Annotated in this window: 15 protein-coding genes; 12 read left to right on the plus strand and 3 right to left on the minus strand. The window is 35.5% G+C overall.

The features are described 5' to 3' along the window. The first annotated feature begins 56 nt into the window (after nt 1-56). The 10 genes from KORDIASMS9_RS03910 (at nt 57) to KORDIASMS9_RS03955 (ending at nt 10,933) form a co-directional block, all read left to right on the plus strand. Nucleotides 57-614, plus strand: coding sequence for an RNA polymerase sigma factor (locus tag KORDIASMS9_RS03910; RefSeq protein ID WP_114901584.1), 558 nt, complete (start codon nt 57-59; stop codon nt 612-614). Continuing rightward, nucleotides 611-1,414, plus strand: coding sequence for a tetratricopeptide repeat protein (locus KORDIASMS9_RS03915; protein WP_114901585.1), 804 nt, complete (start codon nt 611-613; stop codon nt 1,412-1,414). The genes KORDIASMS9_RS03910 and KORDIASMS9_RS03915 overlap by 4 nt, the downstream gene beginning before the upstream one ends. Before the next feature lie 140 nt (nt 1,415-1,554). Further along, nucleotides 1,555-2,772 (plus strand): lanthionine synthetase C family protein, encoded by a 1,218-nt coding sequence (locus tag KORDIASMS9_RS03920; RefSeq protein ID WP_114901586.1) that lies wholly within the window; start codon nt 1,555-1,557, stop codon nt 2,770-2,772. A gap of 6 nt (nt 2,773-2,778) precedes the next feature. After that, nucleotides 2,779-5,034, plus strand: coding sequence for a lantibiotic dehydratase family protein (locus tag KORDIASMS9_RS03925; RefSeq protein WP_114901587.1), 2,256 nt, complete (start codon nt 2,779-2,781; stop codon nt 5,032-5,034). After that, on the plus strand, nt 5,027-5,938 hold the full coding sequence (locus tag KORDIASMS9_RS03930) for a thiopeptide-type bacteriocin biosynthesis protein (protein ID WP_114901588.1): 912 nt from the start codon (nt 5,027-5,029) through the stop codon (nt 5,936-5,938). Before KORDIASMS9_RS03925 ends, KORDIASMS9_RS03930 begins: the two co-directional genes overlap by 8 nt. Nucleotides 5,939-6,109: 171 nt before the next feature. Continuing rightward, the gene (locus tag KORDIASMS9_RS03935) at nt 6,110-7,840 is read left to right on the plus strand and encodes a helix-turn-helix domain-containing protein (RefSeq protein ID WP_114901589.1); all 1,731 of its coding nucleotides are present in this window, start codon (nt 6,110-6,112) and stop codon (nt 7,838-7,840) included. 86 nt (nt 7,841-7,926) lie between these two features. Continuing rightward, nucleotides 7,927-8,142, plus strand: a complete 216-nt coding sequence (locus tag KORDIASMS9_RS03940; RefSeq protein ID WP_114901590.1) for a hypothetical protein — start codon at nt 7,927-7,929, stop codon at nt 8,140-8,142. A gap of 458 nt (nt 8,143-8,600) precedes the next feature. After that, the gene (locus KORDIASMS9_RS03945) at nt 8,601-10,184 is read left to right on the plus strand and encodes an AraC family transcriptional regulator (protein WP_162819750.1); all 1,584 of its coding nucleotides are present in this window, start codon (nt 8,601-8,603) and stop codon (nt 10,182-10,184) included. Between the two features lie 89 nt (nt 10,185-10,273). Next, complete coding sequence (locus KORDIASMS9_RS03950; protein ID WP_114901592.1) at nt 10,274-10,519, plus strand: hypothetical protein; 246 nt, start codon at nt 10,274-10,276, stop codon at nt 10,517-10,519. 168 nt (nt 10,520-10,687) lie between these two features. Then, nucleotides 10,688-10,933 (plus strand): hypothetical protein, encoded by a 246-nt coding sequence (locus KORDIASMS9_RS03955; RefSeq protein ID WP_114901593.1) that lies wholly within the window; start codon nt 10,688-10,690, stop codon nt 10,931-10,933. 75 nt (nt 10,934-11,008) lie between these two features. Here KORDIASMS9_RS03955 and KORDIASMS9_RS03960 read toward each other — a convergent pair whose 3' ends face one another. Further along, nucleotides 11,009-12,361, minus strand: coding sequence for an HlyD family secretion protein (locus tag KORDIASMS9_RS03960; RefSeq protein ID WP_114901594.1), 1,353 nt, complete (start codon nt 12,359-12,361; stop codon nt 11,009-11,011). A 1-nt stretch (nt 12,362) separates the two neighbouring features. Then, nucleotides 12,363-14,570: a peptidase domain-containing ABC transporter gene (locus tag KORDIASMS9_RS03965; protein WP_114901595.1), complete on the minus strand. Its 2,208-nt coding sequence runs from the start codon at nt 14,568-14,570 to the stop codon at nt 12,363-12,365. Nucleotides 14,571-14,838: 268 nt separating this feature from the next. Here KORDIASMS9_RS03965 and KORDIASMS9_RS03970 point away from each other — a divergent pair, with 268 nt between their 5' ends. After that, complete coding sequence (locus KORDIASMS9_RS03970) at nt 14,839-16,125, plus strand: ATP/GTP-binding protein (RefSeq protein WP_114901596.1); 1,287 nt, start codon at nt 14,839-14,841, stop codon at nt 16,123-16,125. A 67-nt stretch (nt 16,126-16,192) separates the two neighbouring features. Here the strand turns inward: KORDIASMS9_RS03970 and KORDIASMS9_RS03975 are convergent, their stop codons facing one another. Continuing rightward, nucleotides 16,193-16,387, minus strand: coding sequence for a hypothetical protein (locus KORDIASMS9_RS03975; protein ID WP_114901597.1), 195 nt, complete (start codon nt 16,385-16,387; stop codon nt 16,193-16,195). A 644-nt stretch (nt 16,388-17,031) separates the two neighbouring features. On the opposite strand from KORDIASMS9_RS03975, the gene KORDIASMS9_RS03980 reads away from it, so the two are divergent. Further along, nucleotides 17,032-20,271 carry a glycosyl hydrolase gene (locus KORDIASMS9_RS03980; protein ID WP_114905138.1) on the plus strand — a complete coding sequence of 1,080 codons (3,240 nt, stop codon included), beginning with the start codon at nt 17,032-17,034 and terminating at the stop codon, nt 20,269-20,271. Nucleotides 20,272-20,383 lie beyond the last annotated feature (112 nt).

Genomic DNA, 20,383 nt, shown 5'->3' on the forward strand with positions numbered 1-20,383 from the left:
GTTACCCGATTTATTTCATTATTTTTAGTACAGCTTTTTTAGTGATCCCTTTTTTTATGTCAAATGATACTTATTTTATTGAAGGCTTACGCACAGGAGATAAAACCGTGTTGCAAGAAGTTTATAATCGATTTTTTTCAAAAGTTAAAACATTCGTGTTGCGAAATAATGGCGCTATCACCGATGCCGAAGATGTTTTTCACAATGCATTGATTCAATTGTATATTCGACTCAAAAACAGAGAATTGGTTATTAAATCTTCTTTTGAAGCCTATCTTTTTACTACGTGTAAAAATCTTTGGCGACGAGAATTAAATAAAAAACGGGTAACAAAATCTAAGGTTGTTGAACTTGAAGATAAAGAAACAGAAAATGCGTTTGCATTGCTTGAACAAGAACAGTGGGAATTGTACATAGAAAAATTTCAATTGCTCTCTGAAAATTGCAGAAAAGTATTAACACTGTTGTTCAACGGCATTTCGTATGATGAAATTGTAAACACATTTTCATACGCATCCAAAGTAGTGGCAAGACAACGCGTTTTTAAATGCAAAACCAAATTAACTAAGCTAATTCAGGAAGATGATAAGTTTTCCAAAATAAAGAAATTATGAATTTTGATGAAACAACATACGAGCAAATAGCGGCGTATTTAAACAATCAAATGGACGAAGCCGAAAAAATTGCCTTTGAAGCTTCTTTAGAAAATGATACAGAACTCGCATCATTTGTAGCAACGTGTGCTTCTCTGGAAAGTGTATACGACGAACATACCTGGAACATACAAAGCAATGCTTCTACCGAAGAAGTAAAAGCACTTGCCAATCAATTTCGAACCGACGATGTTGCCAATTTATCAAAGAAAATTCGAGATATTCAACAACAAAATACAACGACCAAGAGCAAAAAATCATATTTCTATGTCATCTCTTCTGCCGTTGCAGTGGCGGCGGTAATTACGTTGTTTTATTTTTCGTTTATGCAGTCAATTACAGCCAATGAAGCCTTTGAGCAATACCACAATTGGAATGCATTGCCATCGTTTGTAGAAAAAGGAGATACAGAAGATACACGTGCCACAGCACAAGCATTATTTGAAGCAGAAAAGTATCAAGAAGCATTGACAATTTTCAAAGAATATGCACAAAAAAGTACTACGTACGATCCAAAAATTCAGTTGTACATTGGAGTTTCTTATTTAGAGCTAGAAAACTATCACGAAGCCATTCAAACGTTTGATGCCTTACAAAATAGCAATACTATTGATCATCACAAAGCGTATTGGTATTTGGCACTTACCTATTTAAAACAAAACAATGCCGAAACAGCTAAGAAGATTCTCAATACTTTAGTTAAAAATCCTACTAACTATAATTACGAAAAAGCTAAAGAATTGCTAAAAAAATTAAAATAATGCAGCATTGTCCTTCTTTTTTATAAATTTCGATAACATATTTATCATTTTAGGGGCGAATTACTATTGCTTATTCTTGTAATAGATTAAAAAAAGCCTTTAATTTGATGTAGACCAAAACTTGAATCACTTGAAAAATTATGAATAAGGAGCTATTAGAAAAAAAGTTAAAAGAAATTGACCAAATTATTAAATCGAAATACGAAGAAGAAACTCAAATTGGAGTCTTAGCTGGACTTGGCGGAATCTCACTATTTGAGTTTTACTATTCTAAATATCTTGATATTGACGATCATGCTGATATTGGCGTAGAAATGTTGACCAATTGTATTGACAAAATCAATGAAGGTTACAGTTATCCTACATTCTGTACCGGAATTGCAGGCGCAGGTTGGGTATTAGATCATTTGGAGCAAGAAGAATTTATGGATGCCGATAATGACGATTTATTGCCTGAATTAGACCAATACATTTACACATTTATGGTCACCGATATGAAGAACGGAAATTACGATTTTCTTCACGGAGCTATCGGATATGCATTTTACTTCTTAAATCGGTACCGAAACACAAAATCGGACGAATTAAAAGAAAAATACAGAGGTTTTATCAATGAATTTATCGACCTCTTAGAAGGCTTGTCGGAAGATGCTGGCGATGGAAAATTACGTTGGGAATCTGAACTAAGTATTGAAACCAAAGAAAGAGGCTATAACCTCAGCTTGTCACACGGAATGTCTAGTATCGTAGGAATCTTAACCAAATTTCACGAACAAGACGATTTCAAAGAAAAGTCTGAACCATTATTGAAAGGTGCTGTAAAATACATCCTAAACTTTAAAACAACCAAAGAAGATCCATTCTCTATTTTCCCAAGTTGGGTAACTGGCAAAGAGGAAGACGAAAACGCACAAAGTCGTTTGGCTTGGTGTTATGGCGATTTAGGTGTTGCCATGCGTTTTTGGTACGCATCCAAAACCTTGAATGATGAAGCCTTAGGAAAAACAGCTTTGGAAGTACTAAAACATGCTGCCAAAAGAACGGCTGTAGAAGACAGTTTGGTGCGTGACGCAGGTATTTGTCATGGATCGTATGGAAATGCACAAATGTTCCTAAGAATGTACAAAGAAACGGGCGATCAAGATTTTAAAGACGCATTCGAATTTTGGATTCAAGACGGAATTAACAGAGGAACTTTTGAAGACGGATATGCAGGATACAAACAATGGAAAGGTGTAGACAAGAGTTGGGCGGCAGAAGTATCTTTACTCGAAGGAATTGCTGGAATTGGCCTATCAATTTTAGATTACTTAGCAGATTACGATACCAATTGGGATGAATGTTTAATGATAAGCTAACAACAAATGAGTAAAAATCCATATAAGAATTTTTCGAAATACATATTACGAACACCACTTTTCTCATTCACTTCCTATAAAGATTTGACAAAAAACAAAGAAATCGCTGATGAAGATTTCAAAACCGTTTGTCAAAATCCTATCGTGAGAGAAGCCTTATTTTTAGCCTCACCATCATTGTTTGAAGAAATGAACCGTTGGCTTGCTGGCGAAATGGACGATGCTAAAAAAGAAGAAAAACTACGCTATTCCATCTTAAAATATATCTCTAGAATGTCTTCCAGATGTACGCCTTTTGGACTCTTTGCAGGATGTTCGGTAGGTGAATTTGGAGAAGAAACCGATATCAAACTCAAAGGTTCTGCGCAAAACAAACGGCATACGCGTTTGGACATGAACTATTTGGTGGCGCTTTCGCAAGATTTGGTCACCAATAAAAAAATTAGAGAACAACTACTTTTCTATCCAAACTCAAGTATCTATAAAGCAGGACCGCAATTACGCTACATTGAATACAAATATTTTAACAGTAGAAGACATCACCATATTGTAGCGGTGGACGATACGGAATATTTAGCGGTTGTGTTAGAAAAAGCTTCGCACGGAGCCTCTTTATCAGATTTGGCAAAACTATTAGTAGATGATGAAATTACAATTGAAGAATCTACCGAGTTTATTGAAGAATTAGTATCGAGCCAGTTACTAATCAGCGAATTGGAACCATCGGTTTCTGGACCTGAATTCTTAGAGCAAATCTGTTCCGTTTTAGAACGTTTGAAAGGTGTTGAAGGCATTTTGGCAGCACTAAAAGAAGCAGATAGTAAAATCAATAAAATTGACCAATCTATTGGAAACAATCCAAAAGTATACTTGGAACTCAGTGAGTTTTTACAACAATTAGAAACGGACTTTGAACTAAAGTTCATGTTCCAAACAGATATGGTATTACAAAATGCCAAAAATACACTGAGTACACAGGTTGTAGAAGACATTCAAAAAGGTTTTGCCTTACTAAATAGAATCACTTTTCCACAAAACACCACCACACTTACGAAATTTAGAGATGCCTTCCACGAACGTTTCGAAGAACGTGAAGTGCCACTTTCTACAGCCTTAGACGTTGAAATTGGGATTGGTTACAAGCAAGATCAAGGTGCTGGAGACGTGAATCCGCTCGTAGATAATATTGTCATTCCTGGACGTCAAGCAAAAAATCCTGTGATGGAAGTGCGTTGGTCAGGCATCAATAGTTACTTTCAAAACAAACTGATTGAAGCCTTTAAAAATGACGATTATGTCATTCACATTAACGACAAAGATTTTGAAAAGTACGATCTCAACTGGCACGATATGCCAGATACACTTTCGTGCATGATTGAAATCTTAGAAGGTGAAAACGGCGAACACAAAATAAAATTTAGCGGCGGTGGCGGATCGAGTGCAGCAAACTTACTCGGACGTTTTTGTCATGGTGATGATGAACTTTTCGCGTATACGCAAGAAATGGTGGATTTGGAAGCCGAAATGAACAAAGACAAAATCCTAGCCGAAATTGTGCATCTTCCAGAATCGAGAGTTGGAAACATTTTAATGCGTCCTGATTTGCGCAAACACGAAATTCCGTATTTAGCAAAATCGATCAAAGACGAAGAAGATCAATTGCCAATTGATGACTTAATGGTGTCTGTAAAAGGAATGAGCAAAGTATTGCTTCGTTCCAAAAAGAATGACAAAGAAATAGTGCCACACTTAACCAATGCGCACAACTATTCACATAATTCCTTACCCATCTATCACTTTCTAGCCGATATGCAAACGCAAGGCATTCGTAGTGGCGTTGGTTTTGGATTAGGTCCTTTTGCCAACGAATTTGACTTTTTGCCACGTGTAGAATACAATAACTTAATTCTTCACGATGCTACATGGAATATGAAGAAAAGTCACATTGAACCGTTGCTAAAAAGCAAAAACGACAATGACAAACTTACGGAAGCAATTCAAACGTTGCGCGATAGTCTAAAAATTCCGCAATACGTCATGCTTGCCGATGGAGATAATGAATTGCTTGTAAACTTTGGAAACCTTACTTCCGTACGCATGTTACTGGATACCGTGAGCAAACGAGGTTCATTCAAACTTACCGAATTCCTGTTCAGCGAACGCGGAGTCGTAAAAGAAGGAAATGAATATTACACCAACCAAGTCGTAGTTTCATTTTATAACGAACAAAAATTAACACAAAGCAAGCAGAGCAATGAGTAACGAAATACAAAGAAATTTTATCCTAGGAGACAGTTGGTTGTATTATAAAATTTATACTGGACCAAAAACCTGCGATGCTGTGTTAACGGAAATCATCAAACCTGTGGCAGAGCAGTTAATGGAGCACGGAATTATTGACAAATGGTTTTTTATTCGCTATGCCGATCCAAAACACCATATTCGTGTTCGTTTTCACTACACACGACCTGAAAATGTAGGCTTCATCATCAACGGATTGTATCCAAAATTTAAAGAATTTATCGATCAAGATTTAATTTATAAAATTCAAATTGACACCTATCAGCGTGAAATAGAACGTTATGGCGCGAATACGATGGAGTTGGCCGAAGCGATGTTTTATCACGATAGTAAAATGATTGTGGATTTTGTAGACATGATTGAAGGTGACGAAGGCGAAGAATTGCGCTGGTTATTTTCGCTCAGAGCAATGGATTCACATTTAGGAAGTTATGGCTACAATGACGATGAAAAACTCGAAATGATGGATCGTTTAAAAACAGGATTCGGAAACGAATTTGGTATGGCGCGACCGTTAAAAAAACAATTGGACGACAAATTTAGAGCCGAGCGCAAAAAAATTGAAGAATTTATGGTATTTACTGCCGATGAAAATCCTGATTACGAACCTATTTTGGATGTATTAAAGGAAAAAGAAGAAGGCATTAAAGACATTGCAGCAGCCATTATAAAGCACAAAGAAGACGAAACGCTCATCATGCCAATTAATGACCTTATGGGAAGTTATTTGCACATGTTGATGAATCGTTTGTTTAAATCGAAAAACCGTATTCATGAAATGGTGTGTTACGATTTCTTATATCGCTACTACAAATCGATGATTGCGCGTAAAAAGCACATGAATAAAAACAAAAACAAGAAGTAAAATTCGTTTGTTTTATAGTACACAAAAGACGGTTTGACGCGCGTTTGACTTTTCAAACCGTCTTTTTCATACGCTGTTTTTAATACCTACCGAAAGGTGTTTTGGCGTACTTATTTTTTTTCTCTCTCTAAAACTGTTATACTTGTATAGATTGATTTCAACGCCAACTACATGTATACCAAATGCAAATTCATATCAATAGTTTCCTTTTTACTTAGTACGCTTCTTTTGTTGTCGTCGCTTTCGCTGAATGCACAAACCGATTCGTTACAGGGGAAATCGTACAATGAACTTGAACAATTATACAAAATAGAGCGGCACAACAATCCTAAACTTGCAAAAGTATATGCAGAAATCATTTACCAACGATCAAAACAGGAAAACAATCCTAAAAGAATTGCACAATCTTTATATAAAAAAGCAACGCTTTCCTATAATTTAGGCATCTATGACAGTGCTACTTATTATTCCAATACTTCCTTAAAAATTGGAAAACAACTCGCTAACGACTCCTTAATTTTACAAAACTATTGCCTAAAAGGAAATATTGCGTCCATAGGTGGCGATTATAAAACGGCTATTGACAATTACCTAATCGCCAAAAATGTAGCCGATGAAATGGGGAATATAAATGATGTGTTACAAATTTCACACAATATTGGTTTCCTTAAAAAGCAAACCAAAGATTTGACCGAAGCTGCTGCTATTTTCAAGAAAAACTTACGTACCATTCGGGAACATAATTTAAATGAGCTTTCAAGGTTAGAAGTCGCCAGCTTGGCATTTTTATCCGAAACATATCTTCGCATGAAAGATTACAATACTGCAAAAACCTATACCGAAGAAGGACTACTACTCGCAACCAAAAATAAATACAAAGAATTGTATCTGTATTTAAACGCAAATAAAACCATCATACAATTTCAACAGCAACAGTATCAAAAAAGTATTGCTTCGTCCAAAGCTTCCATTACATCCATCCTAGATTTTGGCAACGAGCAATCGCTTACAACGCCCTATTTATATATTGGAAAAAGTTATCTAAAACTAAAAAAATACGACAGTGCCATTTTCTACTTTAAAAAATTTGAGAATATTGTGCAAACCAAAGAAATAGACACCCCAGAATTGGAGGAAGTATATGAATTTCTTGCGCTATGCTACGCCAGCACTGGAGACAAACAAAACAGCATTCTCTATTTTAAAAAATTTGCAGAGTTAGACAAGCAAAATGACAGTATCAATACAAATATGAACAATGATCTTCATGAAAAATACGACATTCTGCCGCTCAAACAAGAAATTAATTCGTTAGACACCACCAATCAAAAACAGAAAAAACGCGAGACCTACTTATATATTTCGCTAATTATTTTAGTGATTTCATTACTCGCATTTTTCATTTGGTTTAAACGAAAACAACGTCAAAACAAACTTCGTTTTCAAAAACTATTGGTCAAAATTGAAACACTAGAAAAACCCAAGGAAAAAATAATTTCTAAAAAAATCATAAGTAAAGAAACGCACAATCCTATCACAGATGAAAACGTATTACAAATCTTAAAAGCTTTGGAAGCATTTGAAGAAAAAGAACTCTATTTACGATTGGATTGTACACTTGGATATGTAGCAAAAAAATTAAAAACCAATACGTCATACCTTTCCAATGTGATCAATACTTACAAAGAAAAACCATTTAGAACGTATCTTTCTGAATTGCGAATCAATGCTGCATTGATCAAACTTAAAAATGACGAAAAATTACGTTCGTATACTATCAAAGCTATTGCCGCAGAGTTTGGGTATAAGCGTTCTGAAACCTTCTCCAGAGTGTTTAAAGCACATACAGAAATGTATCCATCTGCGTACATAAAAAGCCTTGAAAATCAAAAGAATAAGTAGTGAGTTTTTATAAAAACTCACTTGTAATTGCTGGTTTTACAAGGAAATTTTCAGATATTGTTAAAGTTAATTAAACACAAACTATTATGAGATCGTTAAAACTTAAGAAAATAAAAATTTCTAGAGTCGGTAATCCACACATGGTTGTTGGTGGCGCACAAAATGCTGAAAATGCAAACAAGCCAGACCATCCTGTTACCTATACATTAGACACAAAATATGATGATTCATGCAGACCAGGCACAAATGGCACTACAACAACACTTGGAAATGCAACAGGACTAAATATTAACAGAGATTAGGAATTTAAAATAAAACATCACCAACTAAATACACTTGAAAAGAAGCTACCTCTACTTAGGAGATAGCTTTTTTTTATGTCACATCCTTTTATACGAAATGAATCACCTTACAGCTTATACCAATTAAACTATAAAATGTAACATATAAACTCGTTCATTTGTCATCCTAGTTCCTTGCGAATACTTTCATGCAAATCATTCACGGCGTCCTAAACTGCCAAAGCAACTTCGTATCCAAAACACCATTTTAAATGTAAATTGGTATTATTTTTTTTCTCCGCATAAAACCGTTATACTTGTATAGACCGATTCACCCTAATACTTAAAGAATGTATCTTACAAAACTTTCTTCTTCCACACTTCTGTTTACAGGTATTGCAATTCTTTTTTTCTGTTCGCTTTCGCTAAATGCACAAACCGATTCGTTACAAGGAAAATCGTATGAGGAATTGATTGGGTTGTATGATACAACTTTCTATGAAGATCCTGCCAAAGCCAATATGTATGCTGCAGCAGCTTATGAATTAGCAAAAAAAAATGGTGATCAAGAGAAATTAGTAATTGCAAAATATTATGTTGCGCGTTCTAAATACTATCTAACCAAATATTCCGAATCTACTAAAGATTTGGAAGAAGTAATTCGTATTGCAACTGAAATTAGTGATAATGTATTACTATATAAAAGTCATAGCCTAAAGGGTAATAATTTATTTGAACAAAACAAACATCATGAAAGTTTAGATTTATATCTTAAAGCAAAAAAATACGCAAAGCTTACCGATAATCCATTATTTATTGCAAGAATAAATATTAGCATCGCCTTTATAAAAAAGTTCCATAAAGATTATGAGGAGGCTATTAATGTTTTATTAGAAAACTTAAAACTTCTAGAGCAGTATGATGGCGATGAAAAAAAGAAAAAAAATAATCAACGTACTGTTTTAATGCAATTGGCAGATACCTATCTCAGAATCAAAAAACCTAAAGAAGCTGAACATTATAATGATTTGGCCTTAAAACTATCTCCCAAAGAAGAATTTCACGATGCTTATTACTGGGGCTTCATGAATAAGGCTATTATAGAGTATCAAAATAAAAATTTTGAAAAAAGTATTGAATACTCTAGACAAGTTGAAACATATTATAAAAACACAAATAAACTTTCCAATTTAGCAACACCCTATTTTTACATTGGAAAAAGTTTTTATGAATTGGGAAATAATTCCCAAGCAGTAGAATATTTAGAAAAAGCAATCGCGATTTCTGACGAGTTCAAATTAGATTTTCAAGAAAAAAAAGAAGTCTACAGATACTTAGATTTGGCGCATTCCCTATTAGGAAATTCGAAAAAAGCAAATGAATATTCTATAATGTTCTATGAATTAGATAAAAAAAATGACAGCCTCGATATTGCTTTAAATAATAGAATCAATAAAGAACATGACATTATTCCACTCCAAGAGGAAATTGAATCGTTAGATAAAAACACCAAATACTTATATGTTTTTTCTGGGATTCTTTTAACCATATTAGTTAGTTTCTTTATTTGGTTTAAACAAAGACAAAAACGTAATAAAAAACGCTTCCAAGAGTTGTTAATCACCATTGAAAAATTAGAACAACCTAAAAAAAAGAATTCACAAAAAATCATTCCCAAAGAAACTTCAAATACAGTAACTGATAAAAACGCATTACAAATTCTAAAGGATTTAGAAAAATTTGAGGAAAAAGAATTTTACTTACGAAAGGATTGTACACTAAGCTATGTCGCCAAAAAACTAAAAACAAATACAACATATTTATCGAACGTAATCAACACCCATAAAGAAAAATCATTCAAATCGTACCTGTCTGAATTACGCATCAATGCTGCCTTGATCCAACTGAAGAACAATCCTAAATTACGCTCATATACCGTCAAAGCCATCGCTGAAGAATTTGGTTTTAAACGTCCAGAAACCTTTTCAAGAGCTTTTAAAACACAAACCAATATGTACCCATCAAATTACATAAAAAACCTTGAAAATCAACAAATTACATAAGTGACGCTTTATAAAACATCACTCATACTTTTTACATATCTCCATTTTTTTTTAGACATTTAACATATTAAACAAAAACAAAGATTATTATGAAATCACTAAAACTGAAAAAAGTAAAAATCTCTCGCATAGGAAATCCCCATATCCTATTAGGAGGAGCAACCAATGGTGTTTGCACAACATTACCACCGCCACCGCCACCTGTAACATTGGATGAAGAATGCATGAATTCAATACGTAACCCTGAAGAATGTCCCACAAACACGAATACAACTGGAACTCGTACAATTGATCCAGGAGGAATAGAAACAGTAGGTTGTGGGATTGGCGGTTAATCCTTAAAACAAAGTATACAAAGTAAAAAGTCTTCAGTATGTTACTGAAGGCTTTTTTTGTTAATTAACAATTCGCACATACAATTTCCGTCGTTTCTTCGTTACCTTTATGATTGTTCCCCAAATACCTAAGAATGTATTTTTTATGAACCACAAAAAATTTAAATCATGAAAAAACAAAAATTAGGATTGAACAAATTAAGTTTGACAAAATCAAGAATTGCAGAATTAAACCAATTAAGTGTTAAAGGAGGAAATCGAGAATCTACAGCACCAGGTTGTATTCTTACAGGTGTCATTGATGGCTGCGAAATCACATCAAATTGTCCAGGAGGAGGAACTGGTGGTAATGGTGGCTCAAATGATCCAACATGCAATACACAAGCTATTTTATCTTGCTTGTTTGCCTGCTAAATAAAAAAGGAAAGCCTCAAAATATGACATTTGAGGCTTTCCATTTATATAAATAATCATGAAAAAATGTAACTCTTATTTTCGGCTAAACACTTCGCGCAATTGGTAGAAAATTCGCTGCATTACGGTCAATTCTTCCACAACAATTTCTGCCGTTCCTTCCATTTCTTGCTTAAAATCAATCGGTTTTTCAAACGAACTTTCTAAAGAATCTACTTTTAAATATGCCACATACATCGGCGGCCCACCTTGCACATCTAATTGTGGAACTCCTGAAATATTGATAATTTCACCCGATAAACTTCCCCATTCTTGGTACGGATAACTGTCTAATTTGATAATAACACGTTGTCCAACTTCAATTTTCCCTGAATTCGCTACTGGAAAAGAAACACGTCCTATAATACCTTCAATTTGATCAGGAATTACGGTAAACAAATCTTGTCCCACATTTACATTTTGATATTTTGACCAAATGTCAAAAACCGTTACTTCTCCTTTGATGGGCGATTTTAAGACAAATTGCTGTTCCCATTGTAAAATTTGGTTCTCCAAATCTTGCTTGGCTTGCTCCAAATTTTGATCGGTCGAAATCTCTGAACTCTTATCGCCAACCGAAGCTTGACGCAGATTTCCTTCTAAGGTTAGGATGGAATTTTGATCGTTTTCAATGCTCGATAGCGTTCCTTCGTACGCGCGTTTTGCACCATAATATATATTTTCTTGATCTTTAAATTCACGCTCAGAAACACTTCTACTCGCATACAAACGCTTAAACTTTTCATACCGCTTTTTGGTATTGGCAACTTCTAATTTTTGATATTCTAATTGATTTTGACTGTTGCGCAATCGGTTTCGAACTCTATTCAGTTGCAAACGTATATTGGACGCTTGATTCTTTTCGTTATTGAAAATAATATAATTCAAATACGTTAAATACTGCGCTCTAAACTGATTGTACACGGCTTGAATCGGTCCTAATTTTAACTTTGATGGAAATGTATAATTCAACGAATCAAAATCGCGCTCACTTGGTATAAAATCTTCTAATTTCTTTTTTAAAAACTGTACATCCTCAAAATCTGCGGTATTTTCAATCACAGCCAATACTTCATCCACTTGTACTTTTTGCCCAGCTTCTACAAAAATACTTGTGAGTTTTCCTGAAGCTTTCGCCGTTAAATGTGCGGGCGGATTTTCTGAAGTAATCGTTACTCGTGCCGGAATGATATCGTTGTAACTCAACAAAGAAGATCCTACAATAAACATAATAATTATGATAAACACGACCGAAATTCCCCATTGGATTACCCAATTCGGTGCTTGACCAAGGATTTCCTTGACCTGATCGGAACGTTCATCAAGATCATTAATTTTCTTGCGTCTCTCTTCCTTCTTTTCTTCTGGTTTATCTTTCTTCTTAGCCATATTAATTTCCTAGCTCTAATTGATTTTTTACTAATGTGTAATATGCTCCGCGTTTAGCGGTTAACTCTTCGTGATTTCCTAATTCGATAATTTTTCCTTTATCCAACACGATAATCTGATCTGCATTTTTTACCGTACTCAAACGGTGCGCCACCACCACTACGGTTTTTCCTTTGTAGAATTCTTGTAAATTCTCCATAATGACTTTCTCGTTATTCGCATCCAACGCACTGGTAGCTTCGTCAAAGAAAATATACTTCGGATCTTTGTACACAGATCGCGCAATTAAAATACGCTGCTTCTGTCCTCCCGAAACATTCACACCACTGGAACCAATTTTGGTATTGTATCCCGATGGCAATTCTTCAATAAAATCTTCAATATTTGCCACTTTTACAGCGTGAATCAAACGTTGTTTGTCAATAATTCCTTCGGAATCTGATTCGGTAATGTTTCGTGCAATCGTATCGCCAAACAAGAAACCATCTTGCATTACCGATCCGCACGCTCTTCGCCACGTTTTGGTACTAATATCACCCAACTTGTGTGGTCCAATGTGCAGTGAACCTTCGTTAAATTCGTAGAATTTCAACAATAACTTAATCAGCGTTGTTTTTCCACTACCACTCGCACCAACGATTGCCGTTACTTTTCCTTCTGGAATTTCTACGGTAAGATCATCCAAAATCAATGGCGAACTTTTTCCACCGTAACGGAAACTCGCATTGGTCATTTTAATGGTTTTATCTTCTGGTAATTCTTTGATATTTTCTTCAAAACGATCTTCTTCATCGTCTTTATTGTGAATCTCCGACAAACGCTCCAAACTGATCTTAGCATCCTGTCCAGATTGAATGAACGTAATAAAATTGTTGATAGGTAAGTTTAACTGTCCAATGATATACTGAACCGAAAGCATCATACCCAAGGTAAACAACGGATCGTCAATTACAGAAGTCGCTGCGATATACGTAATAATGATATTTTTTAACTCGTTGATAAATCGTCCACCTGTATTTTGTGTCTGCGAAAGCGCCAATCCTTTGATCGAAATTTTAAACAAACGCACTTGAATTGCTTCCCATTCCCAACGTCTTCTACGTTCAGAACCGTTCAATTTAATTTCTTGCATTCCCGAAATCAACTGATACAAACTACTTTGGTTGTCGGAAGATTGATCGAAACGTTTGTAATCGAGTTCGGCTCTTTTCTTCATAAACAATAATGTCCATCCAATATATAACGCCGATCCTACAAAGAATACAATAAAGATTTGCATGTTGTAATACGCCAAAACGCCACCAAAAATAAACATATTAAAGGCAGAAAACAGCGTGTTTAAGGTTGTAGACGATAAGAAACTCTGAATTCGGTTGTGATCGTAAATACGTTGTATAATATCTCCTGTATTTTTAGAATCGAAAAAGGCAATCGGCAAACGCATCAACTTGATTAAGAAATCGGAAATCAGGTTGATGTTGATCCGACTCGTCATGTGTAGCAGAATCCAACCCCGAATCAGTTCGACCGTGGTTTGCGAAATAAATAACGTTAACTGCGCAATTAAGATCAGAAAGACAAAGTTTTTATTCTGATAATTAATACCGTAATCCACTACGGACTGCGTTAAGAACGGAAATATCAATTGCAGCAAACTCCCGACCAGCAATCCTAAAATTAACTGAAGTATGTATTTTTTATACGGTTTAAAATACCAAAAAAGAAACTTAAAACCGTACTCTTTCTTTTCTTCCTTCTCCAATTCGTAAAACTCTGGAGTTGGCTCTAACAGCAACAAATAACCTTCGGCAGCATCTGGATCGGCTGAAGAACCTATCCAACCTTTTATAAAATCTTCTTTAGAATACTTTACCAAACCGTGTGCAGGATCGGCAACGTACACTTTATTTCTCTTTATCTTATAAACTACCACAAAATGACGCTGTCTCCAATGTGCAATACACGGATACGGAACATCATCTACCAACGTTTTATAATCAACACTTACGGCAAGTGTGTGTAATCCAATTTCTTCGGCAGCTTCAGCAATTCCGCCAAGGGAAACACCTTCACGGGTAATATTGGCTTTCTTTCGTAGAAAATCAATAGTGTAGGCACGTCCAAAATGTTTTGCCACCATCCGCAAGCACGTTGGTCCGCAATCCATTTGATCTAACTGTCGGTAAAAAGGAAATTCTCTCTTTATCATGAACGTTCTTTCTAGTGTAATTTATAATTTGGTTTGCATTTTCATGGAAAATTTTCAGCGACCATCCTCATTTTTAACAATCTATACGACATTTGCGATTTTTCCGTGAATTCTTGTAGTTTTCTTTTAAAAAAATTGTCTTTTATGAGAAAAACACGCACAAATATATACTTTTATTTCTACTGACCAAAACAAAAAATGCATTTTTATACGATATTTTCGTATAAATTGATATATTTGTACAGAATAAACCTAAAAAATTACCTCAATGCTCGTAAAATTCACAGTAGAAAACTATTTATCATTCAAAAATAGAATGACTATTGATTTTACTGCGACGTCACTTACCGAATTGCGCGATGCAAACTTGCATCAAACTTCCTTGAAAAATGTGACATTGTTGAAGAGTATGATTATTTACGGCGCCAATTCGAATGGAAAAAGTAATTTATTTAAAGCCATTAAATTTGCACGAAAGTTTATTTTAAATTCTTCCAAAGATTCACAATCGGACGAACCGATAGAAGTACAACCGTTTTGCTTATCGACAGAAACAATTGAAAAACCGAGCTTTTTTGAATTGGTATTTGTGTATGAAGCGGCTAAATATCGCTATGGTTTTGAAGTGGACGACACGGAAGTTCACAAAGAATGGTTGTATATGACAACCAAAAATAAAGAACAACTCCTGTTTGAACGCGATTTTCAAAATATTACCGTCACTAAAAAATACGATGCCGCAAGTAGCAATTTAACGTCTATCACGCGAAAAAACGCCTTATTTCTTTCAGTTTGCGCACAATTTAATATTCCCACCGGAATGGCCATCTTAAAAGCGTTGAGCAATGTGCAGTACATTTCGGGAATGCAAGATCGGTATACGGTGAACTTTACCATTGATATGATGGACGATCCTGAAAAGAAAAAATATATTGACAATTTTATTGCGAGTGCCGATTTAGGATTTACCGAAACTAAAGTAGAACGTTTCAAACTTACAGAAGAAATTTTGGAGAAAGGAAATGTTCCTAAAGAAATTCGGAAGATGATTTTAGAATCCGATGAAGAAAATGTAGTGGTAAGTACCAAACACATCATCTATGACGAAAACAACGAAGAAGTAGACAATATTTACTTCAACTTATTTGTCAGCGAATCGTTGGGAACAGGAAAATATGTCGCACTTGCAGGACCCATCATTGATGCACTCATGCATGGAAAAACCTTGATTATTGATGAGTTTGACGCGCAATTGCATCCACATTTAAGCAAAGCCATTGTAGAACTCTTCAACTCCAAAGAAAACAATCCGAATGGCGCACAGTTGATTTTCGCATCGCACAATCCGTCGTTGATCAACCCGAAACGCAAACTTTTCCGCCGCGATCAAATCATTATCACGGAAAAAGATCAATTTGGTGTAACTACGATGGAATCACTCTACGACAAAAAAATCCGCAAAGATGCTTCTTTCGAAAAAGATTACCTAGAAGGCAAATACGACGGAATTCCCGATGTACAAATTGACAAAGATTTTCGATTATTTGATGCGTAATCACAACTGATTGTAAACAAATAAAGCGAACCGAAGCTCGCTTTATATCAATTATGTTATTTTTTATTTAGAAACAGCCTGTTCCGTCGAAAGTTTCACAAGCACGCTCAGCTGCATCTGTAAACCATTCGTGTGGCTCATCACCTGGTCCAGCTGGATCAGCACCACAATTGTAAGATGCTGGAGGTTTTCCTCCAAATACGTGTAATTTCGCTACAGACTTCTTGTTTAATCTTAAAGAATTTAAATTTCTCTTTTTCATAATAAAAATTTAAGTTAATACTATTTATGTTTTGATTATCTCAAAGTTACGACAAACGATATTCATTTTTTTTGATTTATGATTCTTTTAAGAAACTTTAACTATACTGTTAAAAAAAGATTTTTCCGCTTCCGCAGAAACATTCAAAGACCATTTTTATACTTCTTACCACACTTTTATCCTGTTGATAAAAGTTCTCTGTAGCACATCGTATTTCAACTAGAGCTACCTTTTTTGGAAATTATCCAGTTTAACTATAAAATACAATATATAGACTCGTTCATTTGGCATCCTAGTTCCTTACGAATACGTTCCTATGCAAAGCATTTGTGGCGTTCTATAATCCCAAAGCAACTTCCCCTCTATAGTCGCTTTTTAGAATCAAATTGGCATTAGATGTATTCACCTGCCAAAATTCAAGTTTATAACCTTATCATGATAGTGTTCTATTTTTTTCTCTAAAAATAGAATAGAAAAAGTACAATACGAGTTCATTATGTTAAATTCCTAAAACCGTAACGTATCTTTTTTAATTTCTTTTATTTTTAGAAAATCAACCACTTCGACGAAAGCGTCGGAGTATTCAAATCTCGATGATCAATCAAAAAACAACCAAAATGATTAAATTATTCAAGCTAAAAAAGATGACAAGAGTACTAAATGTAACTTTTGCTTTTCTCATGTTAGTTGCTACTAGTTATGCACAAAAAAACGATGAGGGAAAAGACAAGAAAAAAGATATCAGTTCCATGTATAATGGTCTAAAATTTAGAAGTATTGGTCCAGCATTCATGTCTGGTAGAATTGCCGATATTGTGATCCATCCAGATAACGAAAATGTGTGGTACGTAGCAGTGGCTTCTGGTGGTGTTTGGAAAACTGAAAACTCAGGAACTACTTGGAAATCTATCTTTGACGGTCAAGTAAGTTATTCCATAGGTTGTATTACGCTCGATCCGCAAAATCCAGAAATCGTCTGGGTAGGAACTGGAGAAAATGTAGGTGGAAGACATATTGGCTATGGCGACGGTATCTACAAAAGTGAAGATGGCGGGAAATCATGGAAAAACATGGGACTTAAAAAATCTGAACACGTATCTAAAATTATCATTCATCCAACAGATTCTAAAGTAATGTGGGTAGCTTCACAAGGACCGCTTTGGAGTAGTGGTGGCGAGCGAGGTGTGTATAAATCAATAGATGGCGGTAACACTTGGAAGCGCACACTTGGTGATGCAGAATGGGTTGGTGCTACAGACATGTTGATTGATCCAAGAAACCCAGACGTGCTATATGCTGCTACTTGGCAACGTCACCGTACGGTTGCAGGCTACTTGGGCGGCGGTCCTGGAACCGCGATTCACAAATCAATAGATGGTGGTGAAACATGGACAAAGTTGAGCACTGGTTTACCTAGTAGCAATATGGGTAAAATTGGTTTGGCAATCTCTCCACAAAAACCCGATATCATTTATGCCGCAATCGAATTGGATAGAAGAAAAGGTGGTGTATACAAAAGTGAAAATAAAGGTACATCCTGGAAAAAAATGAGCGATGCGGTTTCGGGTGGTACGGGACCTCACTATTATCAGGAATTATATGCATCGCCACATCAATTTGACCATCTGTATTTAGCAAATAACTATATGCTAGAATCATTTGATGGCGGAAAGACGTTTACGCAAATGAATGAATCAGAAAAACATGTAGACAACCACGCTGTAGCTTTCAAAAAAAATGATCCTAACTATATTTTAGTAGGTTGTGATGGTGGTTTGTATGAAAGTTTCGACAAAACTAAAAACTGGAAATTTATTGACAATTTGCCAGTAACACAGTTTTATAAAATTGCCGTGGATGATGCTAAACCGTTCTATTACGTTTATGGTGGAACACAAGACAACAATACACAAGGCGGTCCTTCTAGAACAGATAATAACAATGGCATTCGTAATTCAGATTGGTTTGTTGTATTAGGCGGAGATGGGCATCAGCCAGCCACAGAACCTGGAAATCCTAATATCGTCTATGCGCAGTGGCAACAAGGGAATCTCAATCGTCATGACCGAATTACGGGGGAAAACGTATATATCAAACCACAACCAGATGTTGGCGAGAAAACAGAACGCTATAACTGGGATGCTCCTATTTTAGTCAGTCCACACAATCCGAAGCGAATTTATCATGCTTCACAGCGCGTGTGGAAATCTGACGACCGAGGAGATTCTTGGCAAGTAATTTCAGGTGACTTAACCAATAATATTGAGCGTATTCAAACACCTTTTTATGGAAAAAAGCAAAAATGGGATAATGCTTGGGACATTTATGCCATGTCCAATTATAGCACAATTACATCACTATCAGAATCACCAAAGCAAGAAGGATTACTCTATGCTGGAACGGATGATGGAATCATTCAAGTAACCGAAAACGGAGGTGCTACCTGGAGAAAAGTAGATTTTTCAAAAATCAGCGGATTACCAAACACAGCTTTTGTCAATGACATCAAAGCGGATTTATATGATGAAAATGTAGTGTATGCTGTATTTGACAATCATAAATATGGAGATTACCAACCCTATCTATTTAAAAGTTCTGATAAAGGAAAAACTTGGAAAAACATCGCAAGCAACCTTCCAGATCGCACCTTATTATGGCGCCTTGTTCAAGATCATGAAAATAGTCAATTAATGTTCTTAGGAACTGAATACGGTGTATATTTCACGCTTGACGGAGCTAAAACATGGATGCAACTAAAAGGAGGATTCCCAACTATTTCTGTGCGCGATTTAGCCATTCAAAAAAGAGAAAACGACTTGATTGCTGGAACATTCGGAAGAGGTATTTATATCTTAGACGATTATGCAGCATTACGTACCATGAATGCTGACAATGAAGCGCAATTATTCAAACCAAGAAACGGCAAGTGGTATATGCAACGCAGAGTATTAGGAAGAGCCAAAAAAGCTACACAAGGTGATAATTTCTTTATTGCTGACAATCCACCGTATGGTGTTGCGTTTACCTATTATCTCAAGGACAGTTACAAATCGAAAGTAGCCCAACGTAAAAAGAAAGAAAGTGAAATTGAGAAAAACAAAGGAACGGTTGGTGTACCAGAATGGTCTGTTTTGGAAGCAGAACAAAAGGAGCTAAAACCTAAGTTATGGTTATTCATCTCCGATACAAAAGGTAATATCCTTAGAAGAATTCCGGCAAAAAACACCAAAGGAATTAGCCGAATCAGTTGGGATCTTTCTACAGAACCGACCTATACTATTTCTTCTGGAAACATGAACAGAAACGGTAGTGGATATATGGCAGCTCCAGGAAACTACGATGCACAACTTTATAAACAAATTGAAGGAAAATATACACGTATTGGCGACAAAGTTTCGTTTGCTGTAGAAGCATTTGGTAAAAGTGCATTAGCCGGAAGTTCACCCGATACAATAGTGGAACACTGGAAAACGATGGCTTCCTTATCAACGAAAGTCAGTGATTTAGGAACAGATGTTAGAGATACCAAAAACACTATTAACATCATGCTTAAAGCGTACGACCGAGCTCCAAAGAGTAATGAAAATCTGCACAACGAGCTGCTTGCATTACGAGATCAAATGTTAGATTTAGAGCAACAATTTAGCGGAAGTAAAGCGCGTGGAGAAGTTGGTGAAAAAGATGAATATCCGACCATCAGCGATTATATGTGGGCTGCGAGTGCCAATACAACGTATGGTCCTACGAAGTCACATCTAAAGTATTTGAACAATGCCAATATGCTCTTCAATGAAATGACCACAAAACTAAAGCAAATCAAAGATGCTATAACTCCTTTAGAAGGAAAATTGAAACAAATAGGCGCCCCTAAAATCAAGAAATAAACACACATTACAATATATAGCAAATAGGGCAGTGCAAACTTGGAAGTATATCACTTTCCACTGCCCTATTTGCTACATACTAAATATTGACATGCATTAAAAAATAAAACAC

This window comes from Kordia sp. SMS9, from assembly GCF_003352465.1.
GTDB lineage: Bacteria > Bacteroidota > Bacteroidia > Flavobacteriales > Flavobacteriaceae > Kordia.